Origin of the sequence: Yersinia alsatica, assembly GCF_902170305.1 — a bacterium.
Classification (GTDB): domain Bacteria; phylum Pseudomonadota; class Gammaproteobacteria; order Enterobacterales; family Enterobacteriaceae; genus Yersinia; species Yersinia alsatica.
In genome coordinates, this window is sequence record NZ_CABHWW010000011.1 from 171,472 (window position 1) to 195,862 (window position 24,391).

Below are 24,391 nucleotides of genomic sequence, written 5' to 3' on the forward strand. Positions count from 1 at the left end.
CAATAGTATGATGAATGAGAGAGAGCTAAGCATGAGTCTGACCGAACTGACCGGGAACCCACGTCACGATCAACTGATTCAGCTGATCGCCAATCGGGGTTATATGAACATTGATGAATTGGCGCAATTGCTGGATGTTTCGACTCAGACTGTGCGTCGAGATATCCGCAAGCTTAGCGAACAAGGGCTAATTACCCGCCATCACGGTGGTGCCGGGCGTGCTTCTAGTGTCGTGAATACCGCTTTTGAGCAACGCGAGCTTTCATATACCGCAGAGAAGATGGCGATTGCTGAGGCGATTGCTGATTATATTCCCGACCGTTCCACCGTGTTTATCACCATTGGTACCACCGTTGAACATATTGCCCGTGCATTGATGAATCATAGCCATTTGCGTATTATCACCAACAGTCTGCGGGTGGCGCATATTTTGTATAAAAATACTGACTTTGAAGTAATGGTGCCGGGAGGAACATTACGGCCTAATAATGGCGGCATTATTGGCCCCAGCGCGGTTTCTTTTGTTGAGGGATTTCGTGCTGACTATCTGATTACCAGCATGGGGGCCATTGATACTGATGGCAGTCTACTCGAATTTGATGTCAATGAGGCCACGGTGGTGAAAGCGATGATGGCGCATTCCCGCCATATATTACTGGCCGCTGACCATACCAAATTCCATGCTTCTGCCGCAGTTGAAATTGGCAATGTCGCCAAAGCCACCGCGCTGTTCACTGATGTGCCGCCCCCTTCTCATATGGTGACACTCTTGCAGCAACAACAGGTGGAGTTGGTCGTCACACAGCTAGGTAATCAAGAACCCACGATCTGAATTTACATCGCCGGCAGGCTGCAAAGCCTGCTAGATTTTGCCTATGCCAGTCCAAAACAAGTCAATCAACGGCGCACTGACCATCACCAGCCACAATAATAAAGTGCTAAACATAGCGCGATGCAATAGCTTAGTTGCCCCGCGCCAGCGCGAGTCGAGAGAGCGCCCATTCACTGGCTTTCTGCCCCATAATTGCTGTAACGCCATATCAAAATCCGCTGTTTGCGGCTCACTGGTATACAGCAAAGCAAAAAGTCGCTCATCAAGCCATAAACGCCAGCAGTAATAATGGGTAACACCGGCAAGCAGTAATAATAGTGCGGCAATCATGCTATCGGCGCCCCATAGGGCAAAGATGATAGGTGGCAGCGTTAAGGCAGCCAGATAACGCCAACTGGCAAGATGAATGGTCAACACCTGCCCGGCGACGGGGTGATTTAGCATGCTGTTTTCCTCTTTTGCCATAGCGCGAGTGCGTGTAAATGCTGCGGCTGCAACACCACTTGTGGGCGAGCTTGCTGCAATAGCTCAGCCGCCGCTTGCACAGTCGCGACTCGTTGCGTATCTAACAACCATGCCGCAATCACCAATGCACTGCGCGACATACCGAGCGCACAATGAACCAACACCGTCCCCTGTTGCTGCTGGAGTTGGTCAAGGCTCGCAACTGCCTGGGCCAATTGCTTCTGCGTCGGCACCACTAAATCCATCAATGGGCAGCATATATAGGCTTTATGGTGGCTGTTATGGCTGCGGCTAAATTCTGCGGTGACATCCAATACACTGGCCTGCGCTAACGGTACTCGCGGGTAACTGCCAATAAATACGCCGTCCGCAACTTCTACCGCTTGGGGCAATCGGCGGGTAAAGCCATACATCGAGAGCCACGCCCCCAGCCGGTAAGGCCATAATAGCAAGCGGGCTGAAGATGAAATCTGGCCATCTTGCTGCTTTTGGAACACACCCACGCCCCAACCGCTATAGCCAGCAGCCACCGCAAGCAGAGCCAGTGCTAACCATCCCAGTATAGACCAGCCACCGCCCAGCCACAGACCCAAACTGCCCACCAGTATCGCTGCACCACCATACCAGAGCACCAGCTTCAGAGCCGGACGACGCGGTCGCTGCCAACACCAACCGCTATTTATCGGGATCAAATAGCTGACAACAACACCCGCCGCCAATCCAGTGACAATATCAATCACATGATGCTGCCAAGTGGTCAGCACTGATATTGCAATCAATGCAAACCAGCCACTCATTAACCAACGCAATGTCCCTTGGCAGTGTGGCCAGAAGCGCAACCATAACAACCAGGCCAGCATGATGTGCAATGAAGGTGCTTGGTTGTAAGGTAAGTCAAACATTTCCAACTGTTGGAATAACCACCCAAATGGCCCGTCAGTCACTGGACGAACAAAACTGAACTTGAGTGGGAATAATAGGAAGCCTAGACAGGCCACCAGCGAGGCCATCACCAAGCGCCATGCATGTCGAGTTTGCTCTCGTAGCGAAGTGCAGATAAAGAGTGACAATCCATAGAGCAGGTCAATGCTCCAATAGGGCACAATCGTCCAAGGCAAAAAAGGAATATGGTGCTCCCAGCCATATACCACACTGCCCACGCCAACACGGCTGGCGGTGAAATGGTTGGTCTGACCATAGCTGATAAAAAATAGCGGGGCCAGCAACAATAGCCACAGCACAGCTCGTCGCCAGAGCTGCCTGCGGCTTACCAGACTATCAACCTCAGTCATGCGCACGACGTACCGCCAGCGACACGGTAAAAATCCCCCACTCGTCAATCAACTGATGGCATTTATCAAAACCGGCCTGCTCGACAAGCGTATCCATCTCACCCTGACTGCGTACCCGCATTACCCACGGCTGGCCCCCCTGATGGCTGGTCAATGCACGGGCAATCATCTTCAGTTGTGGATGCCAAGGTTGCCCGGTATAGACCAGCACGCCGCCGGGCGGAACCGCCGCTGCCAGCCCAGCCAATGACGCCGCAACCATCTCGTTTTGCGGGAATAGCTCATACAGGCCAGAAACAATCGCCAGTGTAGGGTTGGGCGTCAGACTCGCCAGAGAGTCCCGGTCGAAGGCATCGCCTTTTTCAAAATGGGCCACTTCAGCCAGATTGCGCTGCGCAATCATGGCCTGCCCTTTTTCTACATTCAGCTCGCTATAATCACGTAGCAGGATTTGTTCAACATCAGGTTGCTCGGTCAGGGCATCCAACACATAACGGCCATGACCTGCGGCAATATCAACAATGCGCAGTGGCATCCCTTTATCACGCAGTTGCGTCAATGCCATTTGGATTGTCTGTTGCAGATGGACTTTACGCATCCGAATGCCGCGCCAGCCAATGCTGTTGAGATATTGCTGATCAAGATACTTTCCTAGCTTGTTCTTGCCCTCCGGCTGGTTGCGATAGACATAATCCAGCGTGCTGCCAGAGTCAAAACCGGTTTCGAACCCTAAACGTACCCCGGTAGCACTGCTGCCCAATGTCTTCATGCCATAGCGCAATGCGCGATAGTATAATCCTTCAGCAGAATAGGGTTTTAGTGGCACTTGCAGTGCGCGATAGCTGTCCGCACTGGCACTCCAGCGATCTTCATAGCGGTAATTGTGGCGAGGCAGTTCTTCGGTATACAGGCGCTCAATAAAAATACGCATTTTATCAAACGCCAGTTGGCGATCTTTTTCACCCAAGGTGTCGTGATAGAAACCGGGCAAAATATGTTGCTCTTTCACCGGGCTACTCAGCCGCTGGTAGAATTGTTGCTGTGGCGCGCGATGGACCACAAAATCGTCACCCGAAATCAGTAATTGTGTCGGTAAGGTAATGGCCGCAGCATCCTGCACAATTCGGTCGGCAGCGCGGTAGAGATCTAACAGAATATTGACCGCAATTGGGCGGCTGACCAGAGGGTCATTATCAAAACTGGCAACACGCTGTGCGTCGTGGGTCAGGAATTTACCTTTGACATAAGATTTAACGTAAAACAGCCCGCGGAAACGGTGCATTAAGGTTAATCCCGGGCGAGCAAACGGCACATACAGTTTTACCTTAAATGCCGGTGACGCCAGAATCATTCCGCGAATTTTTGGCGCATAGTCATGTACCCACGTCGAAACCAGTACCGCCCCCACACTCTGCGCCACCACCATAATATCTTGCATCGCGATTTGGCTATCAGTGGCGGCAAAACGGACAAACTCATCAACATCTTGTACCGAACGAGTCAGACTTGGGCTATAGCCACGATCCCCCGGCGACTGACCATGCCCTCTGGCATCCCATGCATAAAATGTCACATCCGGCAGCATCAATTCATCAACAATATGCTGTAGACGTCCTGAATGTTCATGGCCACGGTGAAATAGCACGATGACCCGTTTAGCTGGGCCATTTTGCGCCGGCCAACAGCGATAAAATAGCGCGACATTGTCACTGGTGGTAAATGTCAGTTCCTGAGCAATACGATTTCCTTGAGTCACGGCATTTTCCTTGTTGCGAGCTGTTGCAGGGCGATAAAGCGTTGCTGTAATTCAGTTCGGAATATCTGTTTGTCATCATGAAAATAGAAAGGTTTATCAACATAGATATCAATAAAGAATGGCACTGGGATGCGCTGTCCTTTTCCCATGGCCCGCCCTAGTCCATGCATATACACCGGAGTGATGGGTACGCTGGGAAATTGGCGGCTCAAATACCACAGACCAGATTTAAATTCGGAGAACTTTTCCGGTTCGCCACGGGTTCCTTCAGGAAACAGAATCACAATTTTGTTATTGGAGAGCGCTTCAATGCAGCCCGCCAAAGGGTCACTGCCCTTAGCTGCACCACCACGGGTTACCGGAATAATGCCAATCACTTTAATGGCGAACCAGGCAATGGCGCGGTTACGTAGAAAGTAATCCGCTGCCGCGACCGGATGAACTTGTGACAACGTCGATAAGGGGAATAAGGTAAACAGCGTCAATATATCTAAGTGGCTATTATGGTTTGCCACCACAATTGCCGGCCCTTTGAGGGGCAGTTGTTTTCGCTGCCAGACAGAAACCCCCAGCCATACCAGCACTACCGGATACGCCACACACAGCGTAAAAATCCAGCGCAATAGTCGGTTCACGGCTAGCCCTCAATAATAAAAATAGCGAATGAAATGGAAAAATAGCGGCGCGGTATAGATCAAGGAATCCAGCCGGTCGAGAATGCCACCGTGACCAGGTAATAATTTGCCTGAATCTTTCACCCCAAGATCGCGTTTAACTGCTGACATCACCACATCACCGCAGAACCCGGTTAAACCAATCAGTAACCCGGCAAGCAGTGAAAACGCGAGGTTCATCGGTGTTAATAGTGACCCCAGAATACCCGCTAATACCATGGTGGTTGCCACTCCGCCCAGCAAACCGGCTAGCGTCTTATTTGGGCTAACTTTCGGCGTAACCTTGATGCGGCCTAATGATTTCCCCCATAAGTATTGAGCAATATCATTCAGTTCGGTTAATGCCACCAAGAACACCACTAACAGCGCGCCCTGCCCGCCAATACCGCCGGGTAATACCATTAGGAATGCCACATGACTGAGTGCAAATACCGTGGTCATCAACCCCCAATGCATATTGGATGCCGCATGCAAGAAGCCCTGGGTATCACCAATCATCACCATGCGTATCGGCAAGAATAAGAAAGCATAAATTGGGATGAAAATAACAAACATGCCGTACCAACCCATTCCAATCCATAAATAATGAATCGGGATAGCGAGATACATCCATAGCAAAGGAATATTGTCAGAGCGACGAGTTGAAATAAGCGTCAGGAACTCTTTTAATGCCAAAAAACTAATAAAACCGAAGATAACCAGCGACAGCCATTTTGGGCTAACCATAGCGACGGCAAAAACAATAATAATCAGCCACCAACTGGTAATACGCTGGCGTAATTCCAGCCAGTCTTTTTGTGGGTAGCGCAATATCAAGACCAAAATAGTGACGCTGGCTACGGCTAATAAAGCAAAAATGACGGACAGACTGACAACAAGAGTCGAGTTCATATTATGCCTCTGGCTTTAGTGCTGCCCAGCAGCGGTTAATACAGGTCCATAGCAGTAATATGGATACCAGCGCAAACAACCATCCGGAATACGCCAAAGCCTGTGGCCATAGGGCAATTGCCAGCCCATAAGCACCGAATAACAGTGCGCGGTCACTTTTCCCCATCGGCCCCTGATACCCGCGTGGGCGGCCCAATGTTTGGGCCATAACACCACAAAACTCACTCAGTAAGGCGAGAAATACCGCTAATATCACCAGCTCCGGACGAGCAAAAGGCAGTAAAGCGAAAGGCAGATAGAGCGCCGCATCTGAGACAATATCGCCAATCTCATTTAATAAAGCCCCTAGATGAGATTGCTGGTTAAATTCCCTCGCCAACATGCCGTCAATAGCATTCAGCGCCATACGGAAAAACAGGAACACGGGCAGTAGGATAAACATCATCCGCGCTGGAAATAATAGCAATAAGCAGCCAACCACTAATGAGGCAATCAGGGTAAATAATGTGACCTGATTTGCCGTAATCCCCCGCCGGTGCAACCAAGCCAAACACGGGCGCAGTAACGCCTGAAATCGCGGTTTAATATCATAAAGCGTCATAAATACACCTGTGTATTGACCCTGAAAAAGTCAGCAATTGTCTGGTGCGGCGGTATTTGAATATTCCACACCAAATGATTCTAGAAAGGTATCACTTGTGGCCGAAGAGACCAACAGGAAAAATGAGGCGAAAACCAGATCTATCAGATTGATTTATAGGAATTTTCTTGATTTCATTTCTTCGACTATTGCCAGCCCATTATTGCCGCGGAAAGTAGCGTCGAGTCAGCGGTTATGATTGAGTACTCAGCCCATCAGGGCTGCAATAGCTGCTCAGCCGTCACCACCGTGCCAAAGTCATCCAGCACCGAGTAAAATACCTTCATTCCAGCAGTCACCATGCCCTTGGTTTGCTCCAAAACAAAGCTATCCTGTCCTTTAGGATTAATCATGCCGCTTTCGGGGACGACACTCGCGACAATCTGGCTCTTATCGCGCCCCAGTGAGATTTCGAGCAACGTCTGGTGGAAAGGTGTGGGGTTACTAACGAGTACCGCAGATTTATTTCCTTGTTTTATCAGGCTAAAACGTAGTTGTTCCTGAATAGTGGCGGTGCTTATTCCCTGCAACTGCTGCGGTCGATAGAATAATTTGATCCGCGTTCTGAAGGCCATCTGCATTTGGCTGGCAGCATTGTTCGGTACCTTCTGTGGGACTTCCAGTACATTTAGCCAAAATACCGATTCACGATCACTGGGTAGTGGTGTGCCACTGCCGGTAAATAAGACTCTAAGACGTTGTGAGCGCGTGCCATCCAGACGCAAAATCGGTGGGGACACAATAAAAGGCGTGGTGATTTTCTCTGGTGGCGCTTCACTTTCGCCAAGATCGACCCAGATCTGAAGCAGCACCGCTGAGCGGCCTTCGTTAACCACTCTCAGTGTCGCTTCTTTATCTTTGGCGTTGACTATCAAACGCGTAGCACCCAGATAGATCTCGGCATGCGCTGCTGGAATCTGGCTACACAAGGCCATCGCACTGGCGAGTAGCAAACCACTTAACCATCGACCTTTCAAGTTTAAGCCCCAACGATGAGAAGCTGACATAGTAGTCCTACTTATAATTCAGCGTGAAAGTGATTTCGCTATTAGCACTACCGGCACCCACCGAGTTGCCGGTTTGAAACAGCCCGGCCTGCATTGGCACCTGATAGTTGGCCTTTGAGGTCGCATCGTAGTTATCCAGCAGATAAACCGTACCAAAGGTCACCGGTGTACCCGTACCACGTAATAGTTGGATGCCGACACCACTGGCTGTGGAGCTTGCATTCGGTGCCACTACACCATTCGTAGCATCAAGCACTTTCGTCGTGGCCGCAAAACTGTAACCAATGCTGGCCAACCCGGCTGGGCATTGGTTGAATGCCAGATTAAATGTTTTGCGGCCGGCATTAGAACCAACCCCATGAAAATCACTGACTGAAGCCTCGGGCAAATTCACCGTCACATTGGGCGTCGTGCAAGTGCCGCCAGCTGCGGCAATTGAACTCCCGGCTTTAAACTGGGTAATCATATAGGTGAGATCACCGACCGCAGGCGTGCCGTTATTGTAGATTTGCACATGGCGCATATAAGTCGGGTCGAACAACGGTATCGTGCCACTGGTCAGGGTTGTAGCGGTTTTGACGAAACGAATCTGGACATCAAGCCCCAGATAGAATTTGACCCCGGCATTGTAACTGATGGCGATCGACTCAGAATGTGTTTGCTGCCCCCCAGTGGCGATAGTTAACGGCTGCCAATTAGTGGTTTTACCATTCAGGCTAAAACGCCAGCGGGCAATGTACCCCAAGCCAGTCTTGCCAGTGCCGTTATAAACATTATAAGTTTGCCCATCGGTGCTGATACTGCTGTTTACCCCATAGGGTGGATAGCCCTGCACGCTAAAAGTAATTGGTTGCTGATAATTGCTATTAGGCGTGCAATTCCAGGCGGTAGAGTTATTTGAATTGATCCAAGGGCCAATCACACTACCGACGATACTGTCTTTACCTATTTCCAGCGACGTGGTATCGAAATACTGATAATAACCGCTGTTACGCGCGCAGTTAGCATACACCCCCTCGGCACTGGCCACTCCGGCATAACCCAGCAGCAGTAAACCACCTAAAAACAGCGGCTTCCAGCGGGCAATTACAGCCCATAGGGCTGAACTCAAGGGCAAAAAGTTACGTTGCATCATTATCGTATTCCTGTCTTCCGATAGTATTTATTTGCATATCACCTCTAACTGCCGGAATTCTCCCTGAGCCACAGCGCCGCCGGGTAATTTATAATCAAATCCACAATTTTCACCTGCACCCTCACCCCAGATGACGCGCAGATGGCCCTCTTGCTCATGCACCCGGACCAAGGCTTGCCCGCCCTGAGCGATATAGCCTACACCAATACCATTAGCATCTTTTACTTCAGCACCAAAAGGCAGTGGCGTGCTATCCGCCCGATGCCCGGTCAATAGAATCGAATAACCGCTGGAAGTCTCAAACTTCATCAACGCCACTGCGCCCGCGGTTGGAGCAACCCGCTGACTGGTGGTTTTAAATTCCACATCTGACGACAAACCTTTCGGATCAAGTTCAACATCATTTTGTCGATAAGGGCTTAGATAAGGCACAATCGCCCGACCTCGGCTATCAAGGCGGGTACCTGAATAATTGGTCACTCGCGCCCCTGCCGCATCCGGTGCCTCGATAATGCCAACGGTATCACCCAACGTTGAGGCAAATATCACACCACCGCGATAAGCAACAACACCACCAGACACACTGCCGCTGACCTGATCGTAATCATTACTTTTCGAATAACTGCCACCAATAGTAGCTTTCGGTGCCAGCCAATTACCATTCACGCCCAGAGTGTTATAGCTGCCATTCTCGTCAGTACGATTATTCGCAACCGAAACACCATAGTTAAATTGACTATCACTTCCCGCAGAACCTGACACGCCAGTTTGTATCGAACTGCTCTCGCGAGTACTGGTATAGCTGGTGTTCAAACGCGGTGAGCCATTTTTGCTGCCCAATGGAATAGAGAAAGAGACACTCAACTGATTATCCCAATCCCCGCTAGACATATTGCGTAACCGGTTAAGGGCCACGTTATAACTCAGTGACTTATAACTATTATTATAGCCAAGCTGGAAATTCATATCGCGTCGTTGCCCGCCCCAGTAATCCTGCGCATTGGCGTTGGCATAAAACGCACCGTAACCCTCGGGCAGACCTTGGGTAATGCTGACTTGCGCCTGATTGCGACGACGATATTTAAAGCTGTCATCGTAGCTGGTGCTATCCGTTGGCAAGCTAGAATTGAAAACCGTTCTATTCACTTCGCCGTGCTGCAGATAGTCACGCATTCGCATAGCTTCAGAAGCTGTGTAAAAACCATCACTAGAGTAGTGGTAACTGGCAATGGTTAGGCTGGTATTGGTTTCGGGTAATGAATTGGCGTAGGTCACACCAATACTCTGACCATTTTGATCACTTTCCCCCGGTAGCTTGGTTTGCGCCTGTGTCACACTAAATGCCAGTGCACCGACGGAGGTATTAAATGCCAGCCCGGCAGAAGCAGAAAGATACCCTTCAGCCGCCACTACGCCACCATTGCCCGTAATCAGATTGGATAAACCATGGCGCACGGTTCCCATAAACAGAGCCGGTTTTTCGACCATTGAATTATCACGATACTCACCGGCCATCAGGGAATAACGCGTGGTTCCCGGTCGCAATAATTCAGCTATAGAGGTAAAAGGCACGACAAATGACTGTTCGCTACCATCAGCTTCGGTGATGGTCACACTCAGATTGCCGCCCTGACCAGTAGGATAGAGATCGTCGATGGCAAACGGCCCCGGCGGTACCGTGGTCTCATAAATAGATTGGCCTTGCTGTCGTACCACTACGCGGGCATTGGTGCGGGCAATACCACGGACCACTGGTGCATAACCGCGCTGAGAATCTGCAAACATGCGGTCATCCGAGGTCAGTTCAATACCGCGGTAGCTGATACTGTCAAATACCTGACCATCAGTGCTTGAATCACCCACCGTCATTTTACTGTACAGGGATGGCACGGCGCGCTCAGCATAGGTGGCCAGATTTTGATAATCAAATCCTTGGCTATCACTACGATTTAGTGCACTACGGTAATACAAACGCCAACTTTGCCAGTTAAAACCGCCCAACAGCCCCAGATATTGATAGGTCTGACTGCTGATATCGTGCTGGTTACTGCGATAACCGGTGTAGTCATATTTCAAGGTTGCCGCCGTCACCCCATCATCCCAATATTTGGGATTAACATAGCCACGGGCCTGACGGATTAAAAAAGCTTGAGGAACCTGAATATCCAGGCGCTGAGTATTCTCATCAAAAATGGCATTGCCGCCTTCCACGAGATTGCTCAATGGCAGGCACACCCCCGTAGTTTCAAGCAGCTGTTGAACATCAGAAGTGATATGTGTGATATCAACTCCTAATTCCGCAAACAGTGTGGCGTCATAACAGGGGGAGGCAACTTTAGAATCCGGCGTAGGTAACTCAAAGCGCATATTCTGACGCCCAATCCACTGCTCATTCAGATAAATATCAACGCTGCGCTCACCCGGAGCAACAGGATTGCCCTCACTGTAACGCGCCGCATCTACAGAGAAACGGAGAAAAGAATCGCTGAACTCGACATGCTCAGGATCTTCAGCTGCTGAAGTTGAACTAAATAGCACACTACCCAAGCTACAAATAACAAGAGAGAATGCCGATAAATATTTCGGGCGCTCGCGTTTTTGATAATACATGTAATAACTAAGCATTATGTCGAGGCCATTAAATGAAGCTGCGCCATAAAAATGGCAGAAAGAGACAAATTAATTTTATTTATGTTTTATAATTTTATTGTTCCAGTTTTTGAGTGCCCTGAGTCTCTCCACCTTGGTCGTTGATAATAGAATAAAATACTTGCGTTGTATTATTAATTGACCCTTGAGTAGTGACCGGCAAACTAAGCTCAGCAAAAGGTGCCACCATTTTATTATTTATCTTACTCATGTTAGCCAAAATCGGGCTTTCTTTTGATGCGCGAAGTTCAATTTTTCTAAAGGTAATGTAATACGGCGACGCATTTTTTATTACCAATTGGTTACCTTTCTTAGAGAAGGTCAAATGTTTCATTGCTTGCTCTGACGGCATTACTAATTCTGCCGGCCGGTAGAACATTTTAATTCTGGTACGGAAAGCCAATTGCAGTTTGTTATCTTCACCGGTGGCACTTTTTGTTGGCTTAGGCGGGATTTCTAATAAATTGAACCAAAAAAGGGTTTCACGATCTGTGGCTAAGCCACTGCCGGTACGAAACAGCCGGATAGTTTGATCTCTCTTCGGATCTAAACGTATTACCGGTGGCGTAACACTAAAAGGCACCTTGATAGTATCCGGACGCGCATTCGCATTACCGTTATCAATCCAGGCTTGAAGAAGAACCGGCATATTCCCGGTATTGGAAACCTTAACGACACCCTCACGTTGTTTTTCATTGTAAATTACACGTGTCCCCGAAATCATCACTTCAGCGCGAGCAACTGTCGCAGCAACTAATAATGTGGCCAGGGTAAATGCTATAAAGAATGTTTTACGCATAAGGTTTCCAATTATAGAGCGAACGAAACAGGGAGCATTAAGCTCCCATGTTGTAGCTGATCACGTGGGTAATTAACAAGTCCCCATTATCAACCCCGCTATATCACAAGCATTAATTAGTCATAAACAATAGTATAGTCAACTTGCGTCGTTACTGTGCCAGGTTCAACAGTGACATTGTTTGCATAATACTGTGCATAGTAAGTTAATGTCGCGCCACCGCCACCAATATCTTCAACTACACTACTCTGGCCTGCACCACCCACAACAATGGGTGCGCTGTTTTTATTTAACAGGCGAACCTGAACACCCGTCGATGTGCCATTACTGTTCAAACGGCCAGTTGCAGTCTCTACCGTAGAGCCCGGCTCAAAGTAAGCATAAGCATTGGTCATTGAAGCCCCAGTACAACCAGACAAGACGATATTGAAAGGTGTTGTGCCGGCAACCGAGTTAATAGTGCTCAATGCACTTGCAGAGATAGTCGGTAAGTTTACTGTGCCATCTTTGGTGCCATTGTTTACTGAAACTCCGCAAGTGGTATCAGTAATTTGACCATTAATAGTAATAGTACCGTCTGTAGCAAAAGCAGATTGTGCGATAAATACACCCGCTATAGCCGCAATTAATGCGCTAGTAGTTTTAATTTTCATGTTTATTTCCCCGTGATTTTAAATATGTTTAGACCAATAAGTTTAATTAGGATTTATATCCTGAATCAGTGAAGTCCGATTTCGTTGTGTCTATTATTCCATCATTTAAAATATTGTCAATTAGGCCAAAAATGCAGGATCATCAATATTTTGTTAAATAATAAGAATGATTAAATATGAATAAAAGAAAGCTGAATCAAACTGTGTGATATATCTTTTCACTTGTAGGAAAAATCCCACAACCGAGATAATAAATAAAATATTTAATCTGTCACAAATTATAAGTATCGAAAAAACATGAAATAAAAAAACAATACAAAACAGGGCTCTAGGAATTTTCTTGTATCGGCAACAGGAAAAACTGCTAAAAAACAGTCACTATGTGATCTGCATCACAAAAAAGCACAACGTAAATTTGTCCAAAAATGACGTTTACACATTATTTACGTTATAAAAGTGAAAATATTTTATTTTTTGGCAAAAACGCATGACGATTAACAGCTGTCATTATAAAAAACAACAATAACCACCATGTTTATTAGCACTTAAAGAAGAATGATTATCAATTCATATTGCCAATTTAGAACTATATAACTCATATCGAACGGACGGCCATTACTGGCCGTGTTTAATATTCATGATTATTTGATATTAATGAGTGACAGGAATTGCAACTTCCGCTTGTGCAAAACCATAACGGCTCAGAGGTGTCATTTTTACTGATGTTGGTGATGACTTAATGGGGAATTGCTTACTAGCACCAGGCATAATATATGGGTTACCCAACGCAACAACTTCATTGCTTGGGGCCAGAATCACCTGTGGGCCTAGGCGAACTACATGCTTGCTTGGGTTCTTAATAATTAAGTTATTACCAGAGGTAGAGAAAACCAATTCTTGCCATGGTGTTTTAATTTGTGGCACCGCATTTGGCTGGATAAAAAACCCGATTTCCTGACGAATTGGCATTACTGTCGCATTACCCGGTACCTGCTCAACACCTTCAAATGAGGCTTTTAACAATACTTCAGTATCGAGTACCGTGCCTTTCTTCAATACAAAGTTAACTTGCTGACTTTGCCCTGCGTCAATGCGAGTCACCGGAGGTGAAATCAAAATCTGCTTACTGAGGCTTTTACCATCCAAATCAACCAGTTTAGTTACCAGTAATATTGGGTTTGCTGAGGTATTATCGATAGTAAAACTCGCGCGGCCCTCACTCTCTTTTAAAATGACCGTCGTGCTCTCTAATTTAAACGAAGCATAAGTTGTCAGGCTCCAACCACTCAATAACAGCAGTAAGCTAAAAATGAAAAGCGATTTAACGCGATTGAATTTAATGCGACCCCAAATAGGGTGAAATGCTGTCACTGTATTAATCATCGTATTGTTCATAATAGATCCTATGTCTAAAAAATATTGTTGAGTCTCTGTTTTCATCGCCACTTTTAGTATCAATGGCATGTGCCTTCGGCTACTTCATACAATGTATCTGGATCAAATTTATCCGGCTCAGCATAACTCACGATACATTCACTGCGGTTGGTTGCTTTAACACGTAACGTTGTACCAATTGCTTTGTTTTCCAACATAAAGTTGCCATCACCAATAATTGTGCCCAGAAAATTACCTTTTTCATCCAGCACGTTAGCCCCTACTGGCAACATTTCATTATTGCTATCGCGAATGGTTAGCAGCAATTGGCGCGTTTCTATCGCCTCAAAGTTACGGGTGGCTACAGTGCCACGGGTCATCATCAAATCTGCACTGGTACTATTAAGACGAATATTAAGTGGCAATGTTTTAGTGCTTATTTGTGCCTTTGATAAAGTATAAGGCATCACTGATGGCAGCAATGCTGTCCCGGCATAATCAGTAATTGCCATTCCACTACTCGGCGACGATACGCGTAAATTGGATTGGCTCGGTATATTCACTACCGCAAAAGTATCACCAATAGCCGAGGAGGATGTCGCAAAGGTGTTATTCGCATAAGCCACTGAACCACTAGACGAAATATAGGCCGAACGACTATTATTTGTCGCCTGAGATACCCCACCAGCCAATTGCGAATAGGCCGTTTTCATATTCAGTGATCCATTAACACGCCGCTGACTATTGCTGCCCGTTACCCCGACCGAGTACCCTTTATTATCATCCCAAGTACCTTGATAGGAGCTACCTAAGGTCATATTGCCGTTGTTACGTTGCATCCGCCCCGTAAGTGAGCCTTTACCCAACGGCATACTGATACCGACATAAACCGCATTCTGCCCCTGCGAAGTTGATTGAAAACTCAACGTCGTTGTCACCCGACCAAATTGCTCGCTAGCTGAGAAAGTATGGGAAACACTGTCAGCCGCTTGATAATACATATTATTAGACAAAACATAGGAAAATGCGCCCCAACGTGGGTGTGCCCAAGTCACTGCCGCCGAGGTGGAATTCTTCAGTTTTCCATACATCAGGTCATCCAGATTATTGCCACCGCTTAGGGCATTATCCGGTGACCAGTAATTAGCTGAGTCATATACTGTAGACAGTGACGCACTCAGATTACCGTTAATTGCGACCTGATTTTGCAAGGTTAATTGGTATCCCTGTCCTGCATCTTTGGTATTGGTATAACTGGCTGCCGCTGAAAACCAGGCATTCTCTAACCCGCTATAAAGATTTTGCACACTGATATTTTGATAATCAGGGGAAACTAACCCGGCAGATGTCATGCGCAATGAATTCGCCGGGCTGAAAGACATCTCGCCCGAAACCAAGAGTGGCGATTGGCTTTCACTGTCATGCAAATTGTCGCGATAACGGCCCACAGCCAGTTGGTATGTAGTGGCTTGCTGCTCAAAATTAGGGTCAAGAGCATTTGATACCGTAAAATGTTGCCGACTCCCGTCCTCTTCAATGACATCAACATCTGTGACTACACCGCTAGAAAAGTTACTGATATTGGATAACGAGAATGGCCCTGGCGCTACAACCGTTCGATAAATAACACGGCCACGCTGACGAATTTCAATTGTGGCATTGGTGTTGGCAATCCCTTCAATGGGAACCACTAACTGCGAATTATTCAGTTGGGCATTATCGGAATATAACTGAGCCCCTGCTACTGGTAGGCCAGAATAAGTATCGCCAACCAGACCAAACTCACCTAGTTGCACCACTGACTTTAACGATTCCACGGCGCGTAGCGCATAGGTTTCCTGATTGTCATAGTGGCTAAGACCTTGGTTATAGGTATAAGAGCCACGGTTACGTAGCACCCAGTTATTAAAATTAATGCCCGGCTCGAATTGCCCCTGAAATAAATTAAGGTTATCGCTGTTATTTTCGATCCGCTGCCCGAATAAATTATAATTAAGTAGCAATGCATGACCACCTCGCTGGTAGTCACTGCTGTCCATTTCAGGATCAAATGCCTCTTGCGGTAATGTCAACTCAACCCGAAATTGGCCGGGAAATAGCTTTACCGCAACCCCCGGCCACAAAGATTCAATATTCTCGCAGCTGTCTCCGCTGTTTTTATGACGTAACTTTAATGCCATCAATAGCTTTCGGTCTGCGCACAGTTGCCCTTCACTATCGAATGTCGCTTCAACACGGTAGGTTTTATTGGCATTAATAATGATGGTGACATCATGCTCACCCGGTAAGAATTTATCCTGTGTGCTAAAAAAATTAGCTAATTCTGCCGAGAAACCCAAGCCCTCCAATGTTTTTATGTCGAACTCCACTGCATCCCCTTTGGTCGCGGAAAAAGCCGCTAGAGGAAAAAAAGAAAAAAGAAGTGCGGTGAATGGACGCGGGAAACGGCAGATAAACATGTGGTCTCCCGAAAGTTTTTAATCTGAGTACAGATCGATTTTTGTTCAAAAAATAAAGAACGTAAGAAGGCTATTTAAAATAGCCTTTGACATATGAAATTATTTAATTAAATACCAAAAGAAAAGTTCATAGTCAGTGACCCATCAATATTAGAATCTTCAGTAATTGGGCCATTCATAGTAGAGGTTCCTGCTAATGTTGGTGTAACAGCAATATCAGCGCTAAACGTCTTACCAAAATTAGCAGTCGAAGTTGAGTTTGACCAACCATAGGTATAACCATTAACTAAATATAAACTTGTGCCTAATGTGGCAGCCCCAGTTCCCACTCGATAATACATAGAAGTGCTGGTGCCATCGACGCTAGCATTACTTAATATTACTGTGTAGAAACCAATTTTACCGGTACGATTAATGTTACCCAATCCATAATTTCGAGTTGATGTAGCATCACTGACAGAAGCTAAGCGGTTATCAACACTACTCAAACTTAAATATGTCGTTGAATCACAAGTGATAGTCCAGTTTTTTTTCATTTCTGGCAGCGCAGTTACGGTCGTCCCAGCTTTTACATTAGTAGCAGACAAACGTCCCATATCATAAACACCGTTATTGGGAGCAATGACGGTACAACTTGGAACCCCAATTTTTCCTTTAACTTTCAATTCTGTTGTTGGTGTCGCCGCTTGCGACGCTACAGATAGAATTAAAGAAGCCAGAACAGTTAATTTAGAAATATGCGTTTTCATAAAATGAAAGTAACTCCCGATATAAAAACATCGCTAGCAGTTATCCATAAATATTATTAACGTTAAAATAAAGGGCAGATATAAAACTCTGCCCTTACTTTATGAATTAACGAACACGGAAGTTAGATACCGAATGCGAAATTCATCGTCATTGAGCCGTCGATCTCTGCATCATCAGTGATCGGGCCACCCATCGTGGTGGTACCTGCCAGGATCGGGCTAACCGTAATATCAGCAGTGAACACTTTACCGGTGGTCTGGGTGTTAACCGCAGATGACCAACCAGTACGCATACCAGTGGTCAGATTGGCAGTGGTAGCAACAGGGAAGGTCGTGGTCGCAGAAGAGAACACGTTAGATGTTTTGCCATCAACAGTGCCGTTCTTCATTTGTGCAGTGTAGTAACCGAGCTTGCCGGTACCATTCACGTTACCCATACCGAAGTTAGTCGTTGCAGCAAGACTCGCTGAAGCAGTGCGGTTATCAATTGGTGTAAAGTTCAGGTAAGTCTCAGCGTCACAGTTTACCGTCCAGGTTTTAGTGATCGGCGTCAGAGGTGTTGTTGCAACACCGGATTTAACTAAAGATGAAGAGAGATGACCAAAGTCATAAACACCGTCATCCGGAGCAACAATAGTGCAGCTTGGCACCGTCAAAGTACCTACCACTTTTAATTCTGCAGTTGGCGCCTCTGCATTGGCAGCGTTAATACCAAAAATTAAAGAAGACAGTACAGTAATTTTAGCCAGTTGCTTTTTCATTTAAATAGTCCTGATATATAATGTTTATCGCGTCGCGATACCCAAACTTTAATAGGCCTAGTGCCTGGGAATTGAATTCGTTTTGTATTTGGTTGACCCAAATCAAAATGTGAACTCAAAATTTATGCTGCCATTAAACGTTTTAAGACATTCCTTGTACATCAGACTGCAGGCCGACTTATTGTAGGAATTGTCTTACAGGATTATTTCCAGTCATGCTGGATTTCATTTATTTTTCGAGATAAAACACCTGGTACTTGCATTTAAACCCACAAATAAATCGTAAAATAAATTTTACTAAAAAATAAAGCGCAATTAAATCAATGCATTAATTAGTTAATTTTGACGATGCTAAGATATTTATTTTATCATTTAAAATGGCTAGTTTTATTTAAATGGAATACATATAAACCCCCTACCACTTTGTGGTTATAAAAATATTCTTTCTGGTAAAATTATATTTCTACGTTTTTAAAATAACACCCTTTATTTTTGTGGTTATAAACGGTCTCAATGCAATGTTGTATTACTGCCGGTTATTTACTCTGTTATCCGAAATGTAGAGGGGCAACGTCAGCCAATATCAACTTTAGTGCCTAATTTTCGCGCCAACCCTTTAGCACCTTCGCGCATTACGCTATGGTGGTTCCAACGAAATAGTGGTGCCGCAATGGGTGCCAAATAGTTCATCCAGCGCGTATTCGTGCGAATTTGCCAGTCGTAACGAACGATAGTATCCGTCCCATCATAGAATAATGACCACAACCCAATCCCTTCAACTTCACCACTGGCTATACCCTCAAGTAAATGTAGGGGTTTGATAGTAATCACATGAATATCAAACGTTATTCGGTATGGGAGTGCGCCTTTCCAGGTATAGCGATGCAAAGCACCAATGCCTCGGACATCCCCTTTTTCTATCTCAACAACCTGCTCCAGACTTTTCCACCAATTTGGCCACATATCAGGATGAGCAAGGATATCCCATACAATCTGTAATGGTGCCTTGACGCGCCAGAGGGTAGTAAACCGATACTCAGCCATATCGTTCAACTCCGTATCAAGGAATAAAGAAATGGGCGGGAAAGTGCAAATTAACCACCATGGCATCCATAACAACTGTTTCCAGCAGTTGCTCGCTGGCATCATAACTCATTACTTTCACAGGGAAATTCTGGTCATTCTCCAGCCAAATATCATAGCGATGGACGTTATCAACACTGATACCCGCCGGGCCAGTTATCGACATATGTAATACTGGTTGCTGCCCTAACTTTTCCTCACCAACCACCACCGTCTTCCCGCCTTGTTGCAGACGTTGGATATTACCGAGCAAAACGCCGATATCGGATTGATCCACCCGATGACCACTTTTATCGCGAATCAAACTATTGGTCGGCAGCAGGCTCAGGACCGGTAGCATTCCCATTCCGAATGGCCATAATCGAACTTTGCCACTAACCGGGCTATAGACTAATGCCGCACCACTGTGTGGTTCGACAAAATCCATGCGGACATAGCCGGGCTTATGATAGCTGTAACGAATGATCGTAGAATCGCCTAGGGCAGATTGGGAGTGGATTCTGAGTTGGTAGGATTCAAGCTGCTCAAAATGGTGTTGAGCTACCATAATAGGATCAGGATGGCCCGTCGTGGCATGCGCAACAGTCGCTGGCATGAATACTGCCACCAAGATCGCAATTGAACCGGTTAATCCGCGGATAGTCTTCTCCCGTCTATTAGGCAAGTAATAAGAAATCCCTGCCCTTATCATTAAATATATACCTAATATCAGAAAGCCATGTGCTGGCGCAGCGTATTATTTATCACCCCAATTAACAGGCTTAGTGTGATAAGGATCGCTGAATTTTTTTTCTATAAGTGCTTGAATAATGAAAGAGCGAGAGGGATTTCTTCTCCCTGAAAGGTTTTCTTTTCAACAATTTTCGAGACGGTCCTTTCAACCGCTGGGGTATCACCCCATGAAACGGTTGCGTTCATGCCCCTTTTTACGGCATGTTTACAACAACACCTCCCTGCTTTAGACGTTCGAATTATCACTTTGTGAGCAACCTGATGATTAAGTGGCTGTGGAAAGCAAACCAACCGCAAGCGGAGATGCTTGCACAGTGGCGTGAAGCACTGAGTATTCCCTTGCTAGCACCTTTGGATGAGCAGGAGCAGCAGCGGCTGGTCTCTGTTGCAAGTCATTTGCTGCAACAGAAACGTTTAGTCCCGCTACAAGGCTTGGTATTGACTCCATTAATGCAGGCTCGCTTGATGCTGTTATTTGCACTGCCCGTAATGGAATTGGGTGCTAAATGGTTAGATGGCTTTCATGAAGTGCTTATTTATCCGTCCCCTTTCGTGGTTGATGATGACTGGCAAGACGATGCCGGTTTAATTCATTCGGGCCAAACCGTGCAGTCCGGTCAGAGCTGGGAACAAGGTCCGATCGTGTTGAATTGGCAAGATATTCAAGATTCATTCGATTTATCCGGCTTTAATCTTGTCATCCACGAAGCCGCTCACAAGCTTGATATGCGTAATGGCGGCCATTCTAATGGAGTGCCGCCGATTGCTATGCGTGATGTCGCCGCATGGGAATATGACCTGCATCAGGCGATGGACAATATTCAAGATGAGATAGATATGGTCGGCATTGAAGCCGCCAGCATGGATGCGTATGCCGCCAGTGACCCCGCCGAATGTTTTGCGGTGCTGTCCGAGTATTTTTTCAGTGCACCAGAACTGTTAGAAAACCGCTTCCCTGCTGTTTATCAGCACTTCAGTGCTTTCTATCGCCAAGATCCACTTGCCAGGCTAAAACGCTGGGAAAAATAAAAAGTAAGATACTCTCCCAATAGATTGCAAAGTACCGTCAGGCGGAAAAAACAAGCTCCGCCGAATGTGATCAATTAAGTGATTCAGCACGCTGAGAGTAAATTTATATATTTTCCGCACCGGTGTAATTTGAAAAATATAAGGTATTTGTTCAGATGCTGAGCAGTCAGTCTAAATCCACCAATTTAGCGTTGACAGTATCCGGCATGCTAGATATCATGCGCCCCGTTCACACGATTCCTCTGTAGTTCAGTCGGTAGAACGGCGGACTGTTAATCCGTATGTCACTGGTTCGAGTCCAGTCAGAGGAGCCAAATTAGAAAAGCCCGCTTAAGGAAACTTAAGCGGGCTTTTTGCTTTCAGTTATTTCTGATAGTCAACGAAAAGCGGACGGTTGCACGGAAAGCAACCACCCGATGTGTCTAGGTTGTCCGTAGCCACTATTGCGAAAAATTGCAATCTGGTGGCATGCCTAATAAAAATGTTCAGGATATCGAGACTATGTTTGAATTTACGGACGTTTTTTTTCATAAACTTAATAAAATCACGCTTCATAACAATAGAGACATTAATTTTTTTACGTCCGGCGGCGCGGGATATCTTGAAAACCCTACCTCAGATTTACTCACCCTGTTTATGGGAAGTAATGAAAGCGTCCCTCCATGGTTACTCAAAGCACTGATGGAATGCCTAAATGTCGATTGTAATATCGAAGAGCTGGATACCACTTCATTGGTTGTATCAAGGGAGGCTCGCTCGCAGGACGGAAAGTACCTGGATATTTTGATTAAGCATCAGGACTTCATCATCGGTATCGAACACAAAACGATTTCAGCCATCAATAACCCCTTTGAAAGCTACGAGGCACATCTCGATAGTTTCATCGATAATGATCAAGTCGTTTACCGATGTATTCTCGCTCCTGACCGCCTGTTTTCTTTACCTATCGCGAGATGGCCATTAGTTAAATATTCACATCTGATAACCACAGCCAGAAATCGTCTGGGTAAAGATCAGATAAGGGTGCCATTTAGTAAATGGAATGTTTTTTACACTGAATTCCTTAATCATCTTCACGAACTGAGCGGAGTCGATAGCACAATGGTAATGAATAGCGAAAGCCGAGCCTTTGTAAAAGAACATTTTAGCCTTCTTTTAAAGGCAAAAGATCTACTTAAAGAATTCGAAATAGCAATGATTGAGGAAGGTAAAATAACTCTTTCCGAGGTTTTACCTGATACAAATATCTCTCATCGCATAAATAATTGGGCTAATGATTACAAAGCGATTCATTTGACTCCTGAGTGCTGGGGTAATGGGACCACTGGCGTATCCCTTGTTTATTACCCTGATGCTGATGGTCAAAACGTTTTCTATTACGTTAATGGCTGGATAAATATTACTGATTATCCCGAACTCGCTATTCTGCATGGTGTAGTGCAAGAAAAAATTCAGTCTGATACATTCCTACCAACCGGTGACAAATCCGATGCTGAAATAACCATCAATAGGAAGGAGATGATAATCTCAATTGGTACTCCAAGTGGAACGCTTGAAGAAGCCAAATCTTTGCTTAAAGAGATGGCGCTTTTCATTTACGATGTGCTTGAAAACCGCTAAATCTCCGAAGCTTGACTCAGAATCAAGTGAACCATCACTGATAAATTGGCACTGAAAATGCGCGAGTTTGGGTAGTTGCCAAAATCTACGTTTGGTTCATCACCGTCCACAACGATGGCATTGGGAGGCTATGGGTGAGAAACAGACATAATTGGTCTACCCAATCTAGGTAATTAGACCCATAGCCAGATTCGCCAGTCGGCTTAAAATTCGTTATCATCCGCTCCCACTCTCCATCGGGTCGCTTATGTCCAAGATTATCGATACCTTTATTGCCCCGCCGTGCTATGACAAGATCGAGAATCTCTATCAGGACGATCATCTGGTGCTTATCAATAAACCCACCGGGCTGCTCAGCCTATCGGGGAAAAATCCGCAAAATCTTGATTCGGTGCATCATCGGCTGGTAGAAATATTCCCTGGCTGCACTCTGGTCCACCGCCTTGATTTCGGTACCTCGGGGCTGATGGTGATTGCCCGCAATAAGGCTATAAATGCCGCCCTCTGCCAACAATTCAGCCAGCGTACAGTGACCAAAGTGTACAGCGCACTGCTTTGTGGACATCTGGATGACAACGAAGGGGTGATAGACGCAGCGATTGCCAAAGATCCGGCGCTGTTCCCGCTAATGTCGATTTGCGCAATCCACGGCAAGCCCGCTCGCTCCTACTATCGGGTCGTTGAGCGCTTTTATCATGAGTTGGACGATGGGACGTTACTGCCATTGACGCGGGTACAACTGACCCCGGAAACCGGACGTACTCATCAACTCCGCATCCACTGTCAGCAGTTGGGCCACCCTATTTGGGGGTGCGACCTGTATGGCGGTCGCCAGCTACCCGGTACCGAACGGACTCCACGGCTGATGTTGCACGCCAGTGAGCTGCATTTTGCACATCCCATTAGCGGAGAGTGGATCAAAGCCCATAATGCCAGCCCGTTCTGAAAGCGAACCATTTATGCTTAAACCATTTATGTTTAAACTATGGTGATCAGCCCAAATGGGTGACTATGCTGATGTTTTCCATGAACAGGTTGAGCATAAAATATATATGAAAAGCCCTGAGGGACTGTTCATATATAGATATCTACCAAACGTTAATTACCACATCAAATCATCGGGCACTTTAAAATCAGCATATGGATCTTCTTCATCTTGATCTTCCTGACTAAGCGCACTATTTAATACAATACTGTTCGCATCTCGCTGCGCAATTTTATCGGCTACGCTCGCCGGGATAATAGCGTATTCACTCTCACCGCTGTTATCTGTAACCAAACGAGCAATGGCGAGGCGGCCACTAATCAGCTGGGCTTGCGTCAGCTTATCCACCATTATTTTTTTAATTAAATTATTATCTGTGAAGTTAAAACCAATATTGCCTTTTGAAATGTCGATTTTATTCATTTCAATGAGCTGCTTCACCTGAGCTTTATATTCTTTCGATAAAGCAGCTTGTTTTTGTTGCTCGCTTAGCTGTTTATCACGCTCAAGTTGCGCTTTTTTATTTTCTTCCACAGCCTCTCTTGCCTCACGAGCCTGAACTCGTGATTTTTTAGCTGTTCTTTGGACTTTGGCCATTTTTTTGCTGGTCACTAGTCCAGCTTTGAGCATCTGCTCTTGTAAGGTAAGTTTTGTCATCTTCGCTTCTAAACCAATTGAATAATTTGTGGGATTATACCTGTAATTTTCGAGGCTGTACTAGGTTGCAGGGCTTGATTACTGCGTAGTTTGAATTTGGAGGAGCCTATCAGAGGCTGGTATGGCTAGCCCTCAGGATTAAACAACCG

General features: G+C 46.1%; 22 protein-coding genes and 1 tRNA gene. 5 read left to right on the top strand and 18 right to left on the bottom strand.

Annotated elements, in window-relative coordinates; translation table 11 throughout:
• Positions 1-31 precede the first annotated feature (31 nt).
• Positions 32-832, top strand: a complete 801-nt coding sequence (locus FTA96_RS07555; protein WP_050106727.1) for a DeoR/GlpR family DNA-binding transcription regulator — start codon at positions 32-34, stop codon at positions 830-832.
• Between the two features lie 30 nt (positions 833-862).
• Here the strand turns inward: FTA96_RS07555 and FTA96_RS07560 are convergent, their stop codons facing one another.
• From FTA96_RS07560 to FTA96_RS07640, 17 genes are all read right to left on the bottom strand, one after another.
• Positions 863-1,276, bottom strand: a complete 414-nt coding sequence (locus FTA96_RS07560; protein ID WP_235896042.1) for a hypothetical protein — start codon at positions 1,274-1,276, stop codon at positions 863-865.
• Positions 1,270-2,589 (bottom strand): phosphatase PAP2/dual specificity phosphatase family protein, encoded by a 1,320-nt coding sequence (locus FTA96_RS07565; protein ID WP_145573521.1) that lies wholly within the window; start codon positions 2,587-2,589, stop codon positions 1,270-1,272. The genes FTA96_RS07560 and FTA96_RS07565 overlap by 7 nt, the downstream gene beginning before the upstream one ends.
• A complete protein-coding gene (locus FTA96_RS07570) occupies positions 2,582-4,345 on the bottom strand; it encodes a bifunctional alpha/beta hydrolase/class I SAM-dependent methyltransferase (protein ID WP_145573523.1) in 1,764 nt (587 codons plus the stop codon). The genes FTA96_RS07565 and FTA96_RS07570 overlap by 8 nt, the downstream gene beginning before the upstream one ends.
• Positions 4,342-4,980 (bottom strand): lysophospholipid acyltransferase family protein, encoded by a 639-nt coding sequence (locus tag FTA96_RS07575; protein WP_050121917.1) that lies wholly within the window; start codon positions 4,978-4,980, stop codon positions 4,342-4,344. The genes FTA96_RS07570 and FTA96_RS07575 overlap by 4 nt, the downstream gene beginning before the upstream one ends.
• A 9-nt stretch (positions 4,981-4,989) precedes the next feature.
• Positions 4,990-5,910 (bottom strand): phosphatidate cytidylyltransferase, encoded by a 921-nt coding sequence (locus tag FTA96_RS07580; protein WP_145537919.1) that lies wholly within the window; start codon positions 5,908-5,910, stop codon positions 4,990-4,992.
• A 1-nt stretch (position 5,911) separates the two neighbouring features.
• A complete protein-coding gene (locus FTA96_RS07585; protein WP_050106732.1) occupies positions 5,912-6,511 on the bottom strand; it encodes a CDP-alcohol phosphatidyltransferase family protein in 600 nt (199 codons plus the stop codon).
• Between the two features lie 254 nt (positions 6,512-6,765).
• On the bottom strand, positions 6,766-7,557 hold the full coding sequence (locus FTA96_RS07590) for a fimbrial biogenesis chaperone (RefSeq protein ID WP_050151330.1): 792 nt from the start codon (positions 7,555-7,557) through the stop codon (positions 6,766-6,768).
• 7 nt (positions 7,558-7,564) lie between these two features.
• Positions 7,565-8,692 (bottom strand): fimbrial protein, encoded by a 1,128-nt coding sequence (locus tag FTA96_RS07595; protein ID WP_050134715.1) that lies wholly within the window; start codon positions 8,690-8,692, stop codon positions 7,565-7,567.
• Between the two features lie 27 nt (positions 8,693-8,719).
• The gene (locus tag FTA96_RS07600; protein ID WP_391592624.1) at positions 8,720-11,302 is read right to left on the bottom strand and encodes a fimbria/pilus outer membrane usher protein; all 2,583 of its coding nucleotides are present in this window, start codon (positions 11,300-11,302) and stop codon (positions 8,720-8,722) included.
• 94 nt (positions 11,303-11,396) lie between these two features.
• A complete protein-coding gene (locus tag FTA96_RS07605) occupies positions 11,397-12,140 on the bottom strand; it encodes a fimbrial biogenesis chaperone (protein WP_050106735.1) in 744 nt (247 codons plus the stop codon).
• A gap of 116 nt (positions 12,141-12,256) precedes the next feature.
• Complete coding sequence (locus FTA96_RS07610; protein ID WP_050106736.1) at positions 12,257-12,793, bottom strand: fimbrial protein; 537 nt, start codon at positions 12,791-12,793, stop codon at positions 12,257-12,259.
• A gap of 651 nt (positions 12,794-13,444) precedes the next feature.
• Positions 13,445-14,188, bottom strand: coding sequence for a fimbria/pilus chaperone family protein (locus tag FTA96_RS07615; RefSeq protein ID WP_375541920.1), 744 nt, complete (start codon positions 14,186-14,188; stop codon positions 13,445-13,447).
• Between the two features lie 59 nt (positions 14,189-14,247).
• The gene (locus FTA96_RS07620) at positions 14,248-16,626 is read right to left on the bottom strand and encodes a fimbria/pilus outer membrane usher protein (RefSeq protein WP_050106737.1); all 2,379 of its coding nucleotides are present in this window, start codon (positions 16,624-16,626) and stop codon (positions 14,248-14,250) included.
• Between the two features lie 107 nt (positions 16,627-16,733).
• Entirely contained in the window at positions 16,734-17,375 is a 642-nt protein-coding gene (locus FTA96_RS07625; protein WP_050145271.1) for a DUF1120 domain-containing protein, read from the bottom strand.
• Positions 17,376-17,497: 122 nt separating this feature from the next.
• Entirely contained in the window at positions 17,498-18,136 is a 639-nt protein-coding gene (locus tag FTA96_RS07630; protein ID WP_050151333.1) for a DUF1120 domain-containing protein, read from the bottom strand.
• 573 nt (positions 18,137-18,709) lie between these two features.
• The gene (locus tag FTA96_RS07635) at positions 18,710-19,180 is read right to left on the bottom strand and encodes an SRPBCC family protein (RefSeq protein ID WP_145573525.1); all 471 of its coding nucleotides are present in this window, start codon (positions 19,178-19,180) and stop codon (positions 18,710-18,712) included.
• A 16-nt stretch (positions 19,181-19,196) separates the two neighbouring features.
• A complete protein-coding gene (locus tag FTA96_RS07640) occupies positions 19,197-19,814 on the bottom strand; it encodes a DUF1571 domain-containing protein (RefSeq protein WP_145573648.1) in 618 nt (205 codons plus the stop codon).
• 398 nt (positions 19,815-20,212) lie between these two features.
• Between FTA96_RS07640 and mtfA the strand changes: the two genes are divergently transcribed.
• The 4 genes from mtfA to FTA96_RS07660 all read left to right on the top strand — a co-directional run bounded on the left by mtfA (position 20,213) and on the right by FTA96_RS07660 (position 23,546).
• Entirely contained in the window at positions 20,213-20,980 is a 768-nt protein-coding gene (gene mtfA, locus FTA96_RS07645) for a DgsA anti-repressor MtfA (RefSeq protein ID WP_050121910.1), read from the top strand.
• A 238-nt stretch (positions 20,981-21,218) separates the two neighbouring features.
• A tRNA-Asn gene (locus FTA96_RS07650) sits at positions 21,219-21,294 on the top strand.
• Positions 21,295-21,481: 187 nt separating this feature from the next.
• The gene (locus tag FTA96_RS07655; protein WP_186372861.1) at positions 21,482-22,600 is read left to right on the top strand and encodes a PD-(D/E)XK nuclease family protein; all 1,119 of its coding nucleotides are present in this window, start codon (positions 21,482-21,484) and stop codon (positions 22,598-22,600) included.
• A gap of 247 nt (positions 22,601-22,847) precedes the next feature.
• Positions 22,848-23,546 (top strand): RluA family pseudouridine synthase, encoded by a 699-nt coding sequence (locus FTA96_RS07660; protein WP_050111062.1) that lies wholly within the window; start codon positions 22,848-22,850, stop codon positions 23,544-23,546.
• A 156-nt stretch (positions 23,547-23,702) separates the two neighbouring features.
• Here FTA96_RS07660 and FTA96_RS07665 read toward each other — a convergent pair whose 3' ends face one another.
• Entirely contained in the window at positions 23,703-24,242 is a 540-nt protein-coding gene (locus tag FTA96_RS07665) for a DUF2058 domain-containing protein (protein ID WP_050152526.1), read from the bottom strand.
• Positions 24,243-24,391: the final 149 nt, after the last annotated feature.

What these genes read in the sequence shown, in the direction of transcription:
- FTA96_RS07610 (WP_050106736.1), bottom strand. Translation starts at nt 12,793, where the DNA reads ATGAAAATTAAAACTACTAGCGCATTAATTGCGGCTATAGCGGGTGTA.
- FTA96_RS07580 (WP_145537919.1), bottom strand. Translation starts at nt 5,910, where the DNA reads ATGAACTCGACTCTTGTTGTCAGTCTGTCCGTCATTTTTGCTTTATTA.
- FTA96_RS07590 (WP_050151330.1), bottom strand. Translation starts at nt 7,557, where the DNA reads ATGTCAGCTTCTCATCGTTGGGGCTTAAACTTGAAAGGTCGATGGTTA.
- FTA96_RS07585 (WP_050106732.1), bottom strand. Translation starts at nt 6,511, where the DNA reads ATGACGCTTTATGATATTAAACCGCGATTTCAGGCGTTACTGCGCCCG.
- FTA96_RS07615 (WP_375541920.1), bottom strand. Translation starts at nt 14,188, where the DNA reads ATGAACAATACGATGATTAATACAGTGACAGCATTTCACCCTATTTGG.
- FTA96_RS07635 (WP_145573525.1), bottom strand. Translation starts at nt 19,180, where the DNA reads ATGGCTGAGTATCGGTTTACTACCCTCTGGCGCGTCAAGGCACCATTA.
- FTA96_RS07555 (WP_050106727.1), top strand. Translation starts at nt 32, where the DNA reads ATGAGTCTGACCGAACTGACCGGGAACCCACGTCACGATCAACTGATT.
- FTA96_RS07630 (WP_050151333.1), bottom strand. Translation starts at nt 18,136, where the DNA reads ATGAAAAAGCAACTGGCTAAAATTACTGTACTGTCTTCTTTAATTTTT.
- FTA96_RS07655 (WP_186372861.1), top strand. Translation starts at nt 21,482, where the DNA reads ATGTTTGAATTTACGGACGTTTTTTTTCATAAACTTAATAAAATCACG.
- FTA96_RS07625 (WP_050145271.1), bottom strand. Translation starts at nt 17,375, where the DNA reads ATGAAAACGCATATTTCTAAATTAACTGTTCTGGCTTCTTTAATTCTA.
- FTA96_RS07620 (WP_050106737.1), bottom strand. Translation starts at nt 16,626, where the DNA reads ATGTTTATCTGCCGTTTCCCGCGTCCATTCACCGCACTTCTTTTTTCT.
- FTA96_RS07565 (WP_145573521.1), bottom strand. Translation starts at nt 2,589, where the DNA reads ATGACTGAGGTTGATAGTCTGGTAAGCCGCAGGCAGCTCTGGCGACGA.
- FTA96_RS07665 (WP_050152526.1), bottom strand. Translation starts at nt 24,242, where the DNA reads ATGACAAAACTTACCTTACAAGAGCAGATGCTCAAAGCTGGACTAGTG.
- FTA96_RS07605 (WP_050106735.1), bottom strand. Translation starts at nt 12,140, where the DNA reads ATGCGTAAAACATTCTTTATAGCATTTACCCTGGCCACATTATTAGTT.
- FTA96_RS07560 (WP_235896042.1), bottom strand. Translation starts at nt 1,276, where the DNA reads ATGCTAAATCACCCCGTCGCCGGGCAGGTGTTGACCATTCATCTTGCC.
- FTA96_RS07595 (WP_050134715.1), bottom strand. Translation starts at nt 8,692, where the DNA reads ATGATGCAACGTAACTTTTTGCCCTTGAGTTCAGCCCTATGGGCTGTA.
- FTA96_RS07660 (WP_050111062.1), top strand. Translation starts at nt 22,848, where the DNA reads ATGTCCAAGATTATCGATACCTTTATTGCCCCGCCGTGCTATGACAAG.
- FTA96_RS07600 (WP_391592624.1), bottom strand. Translation starts at nt 11,302, where the DNA reads ATGTATTATCAAAAACGCGAGCGCCCGAAATATTTATCGGCATTCTCT.
- FTA96_RS07640 (WP_145573648.1), bottom strand. Translation starts at nt 19,814, where the DNA reads ATGCCAGCGACTGTTGCGCATGCCACGACGGGCCATCCTGATCCTATT.
- mtfA (WP_050121910.1), top strand. Translation starts at nt 20,213, where the DNA reads ATGATTAAGTGGCTGTGGAAAGCAAACCAACCGCAAGCGGAGATGCTT.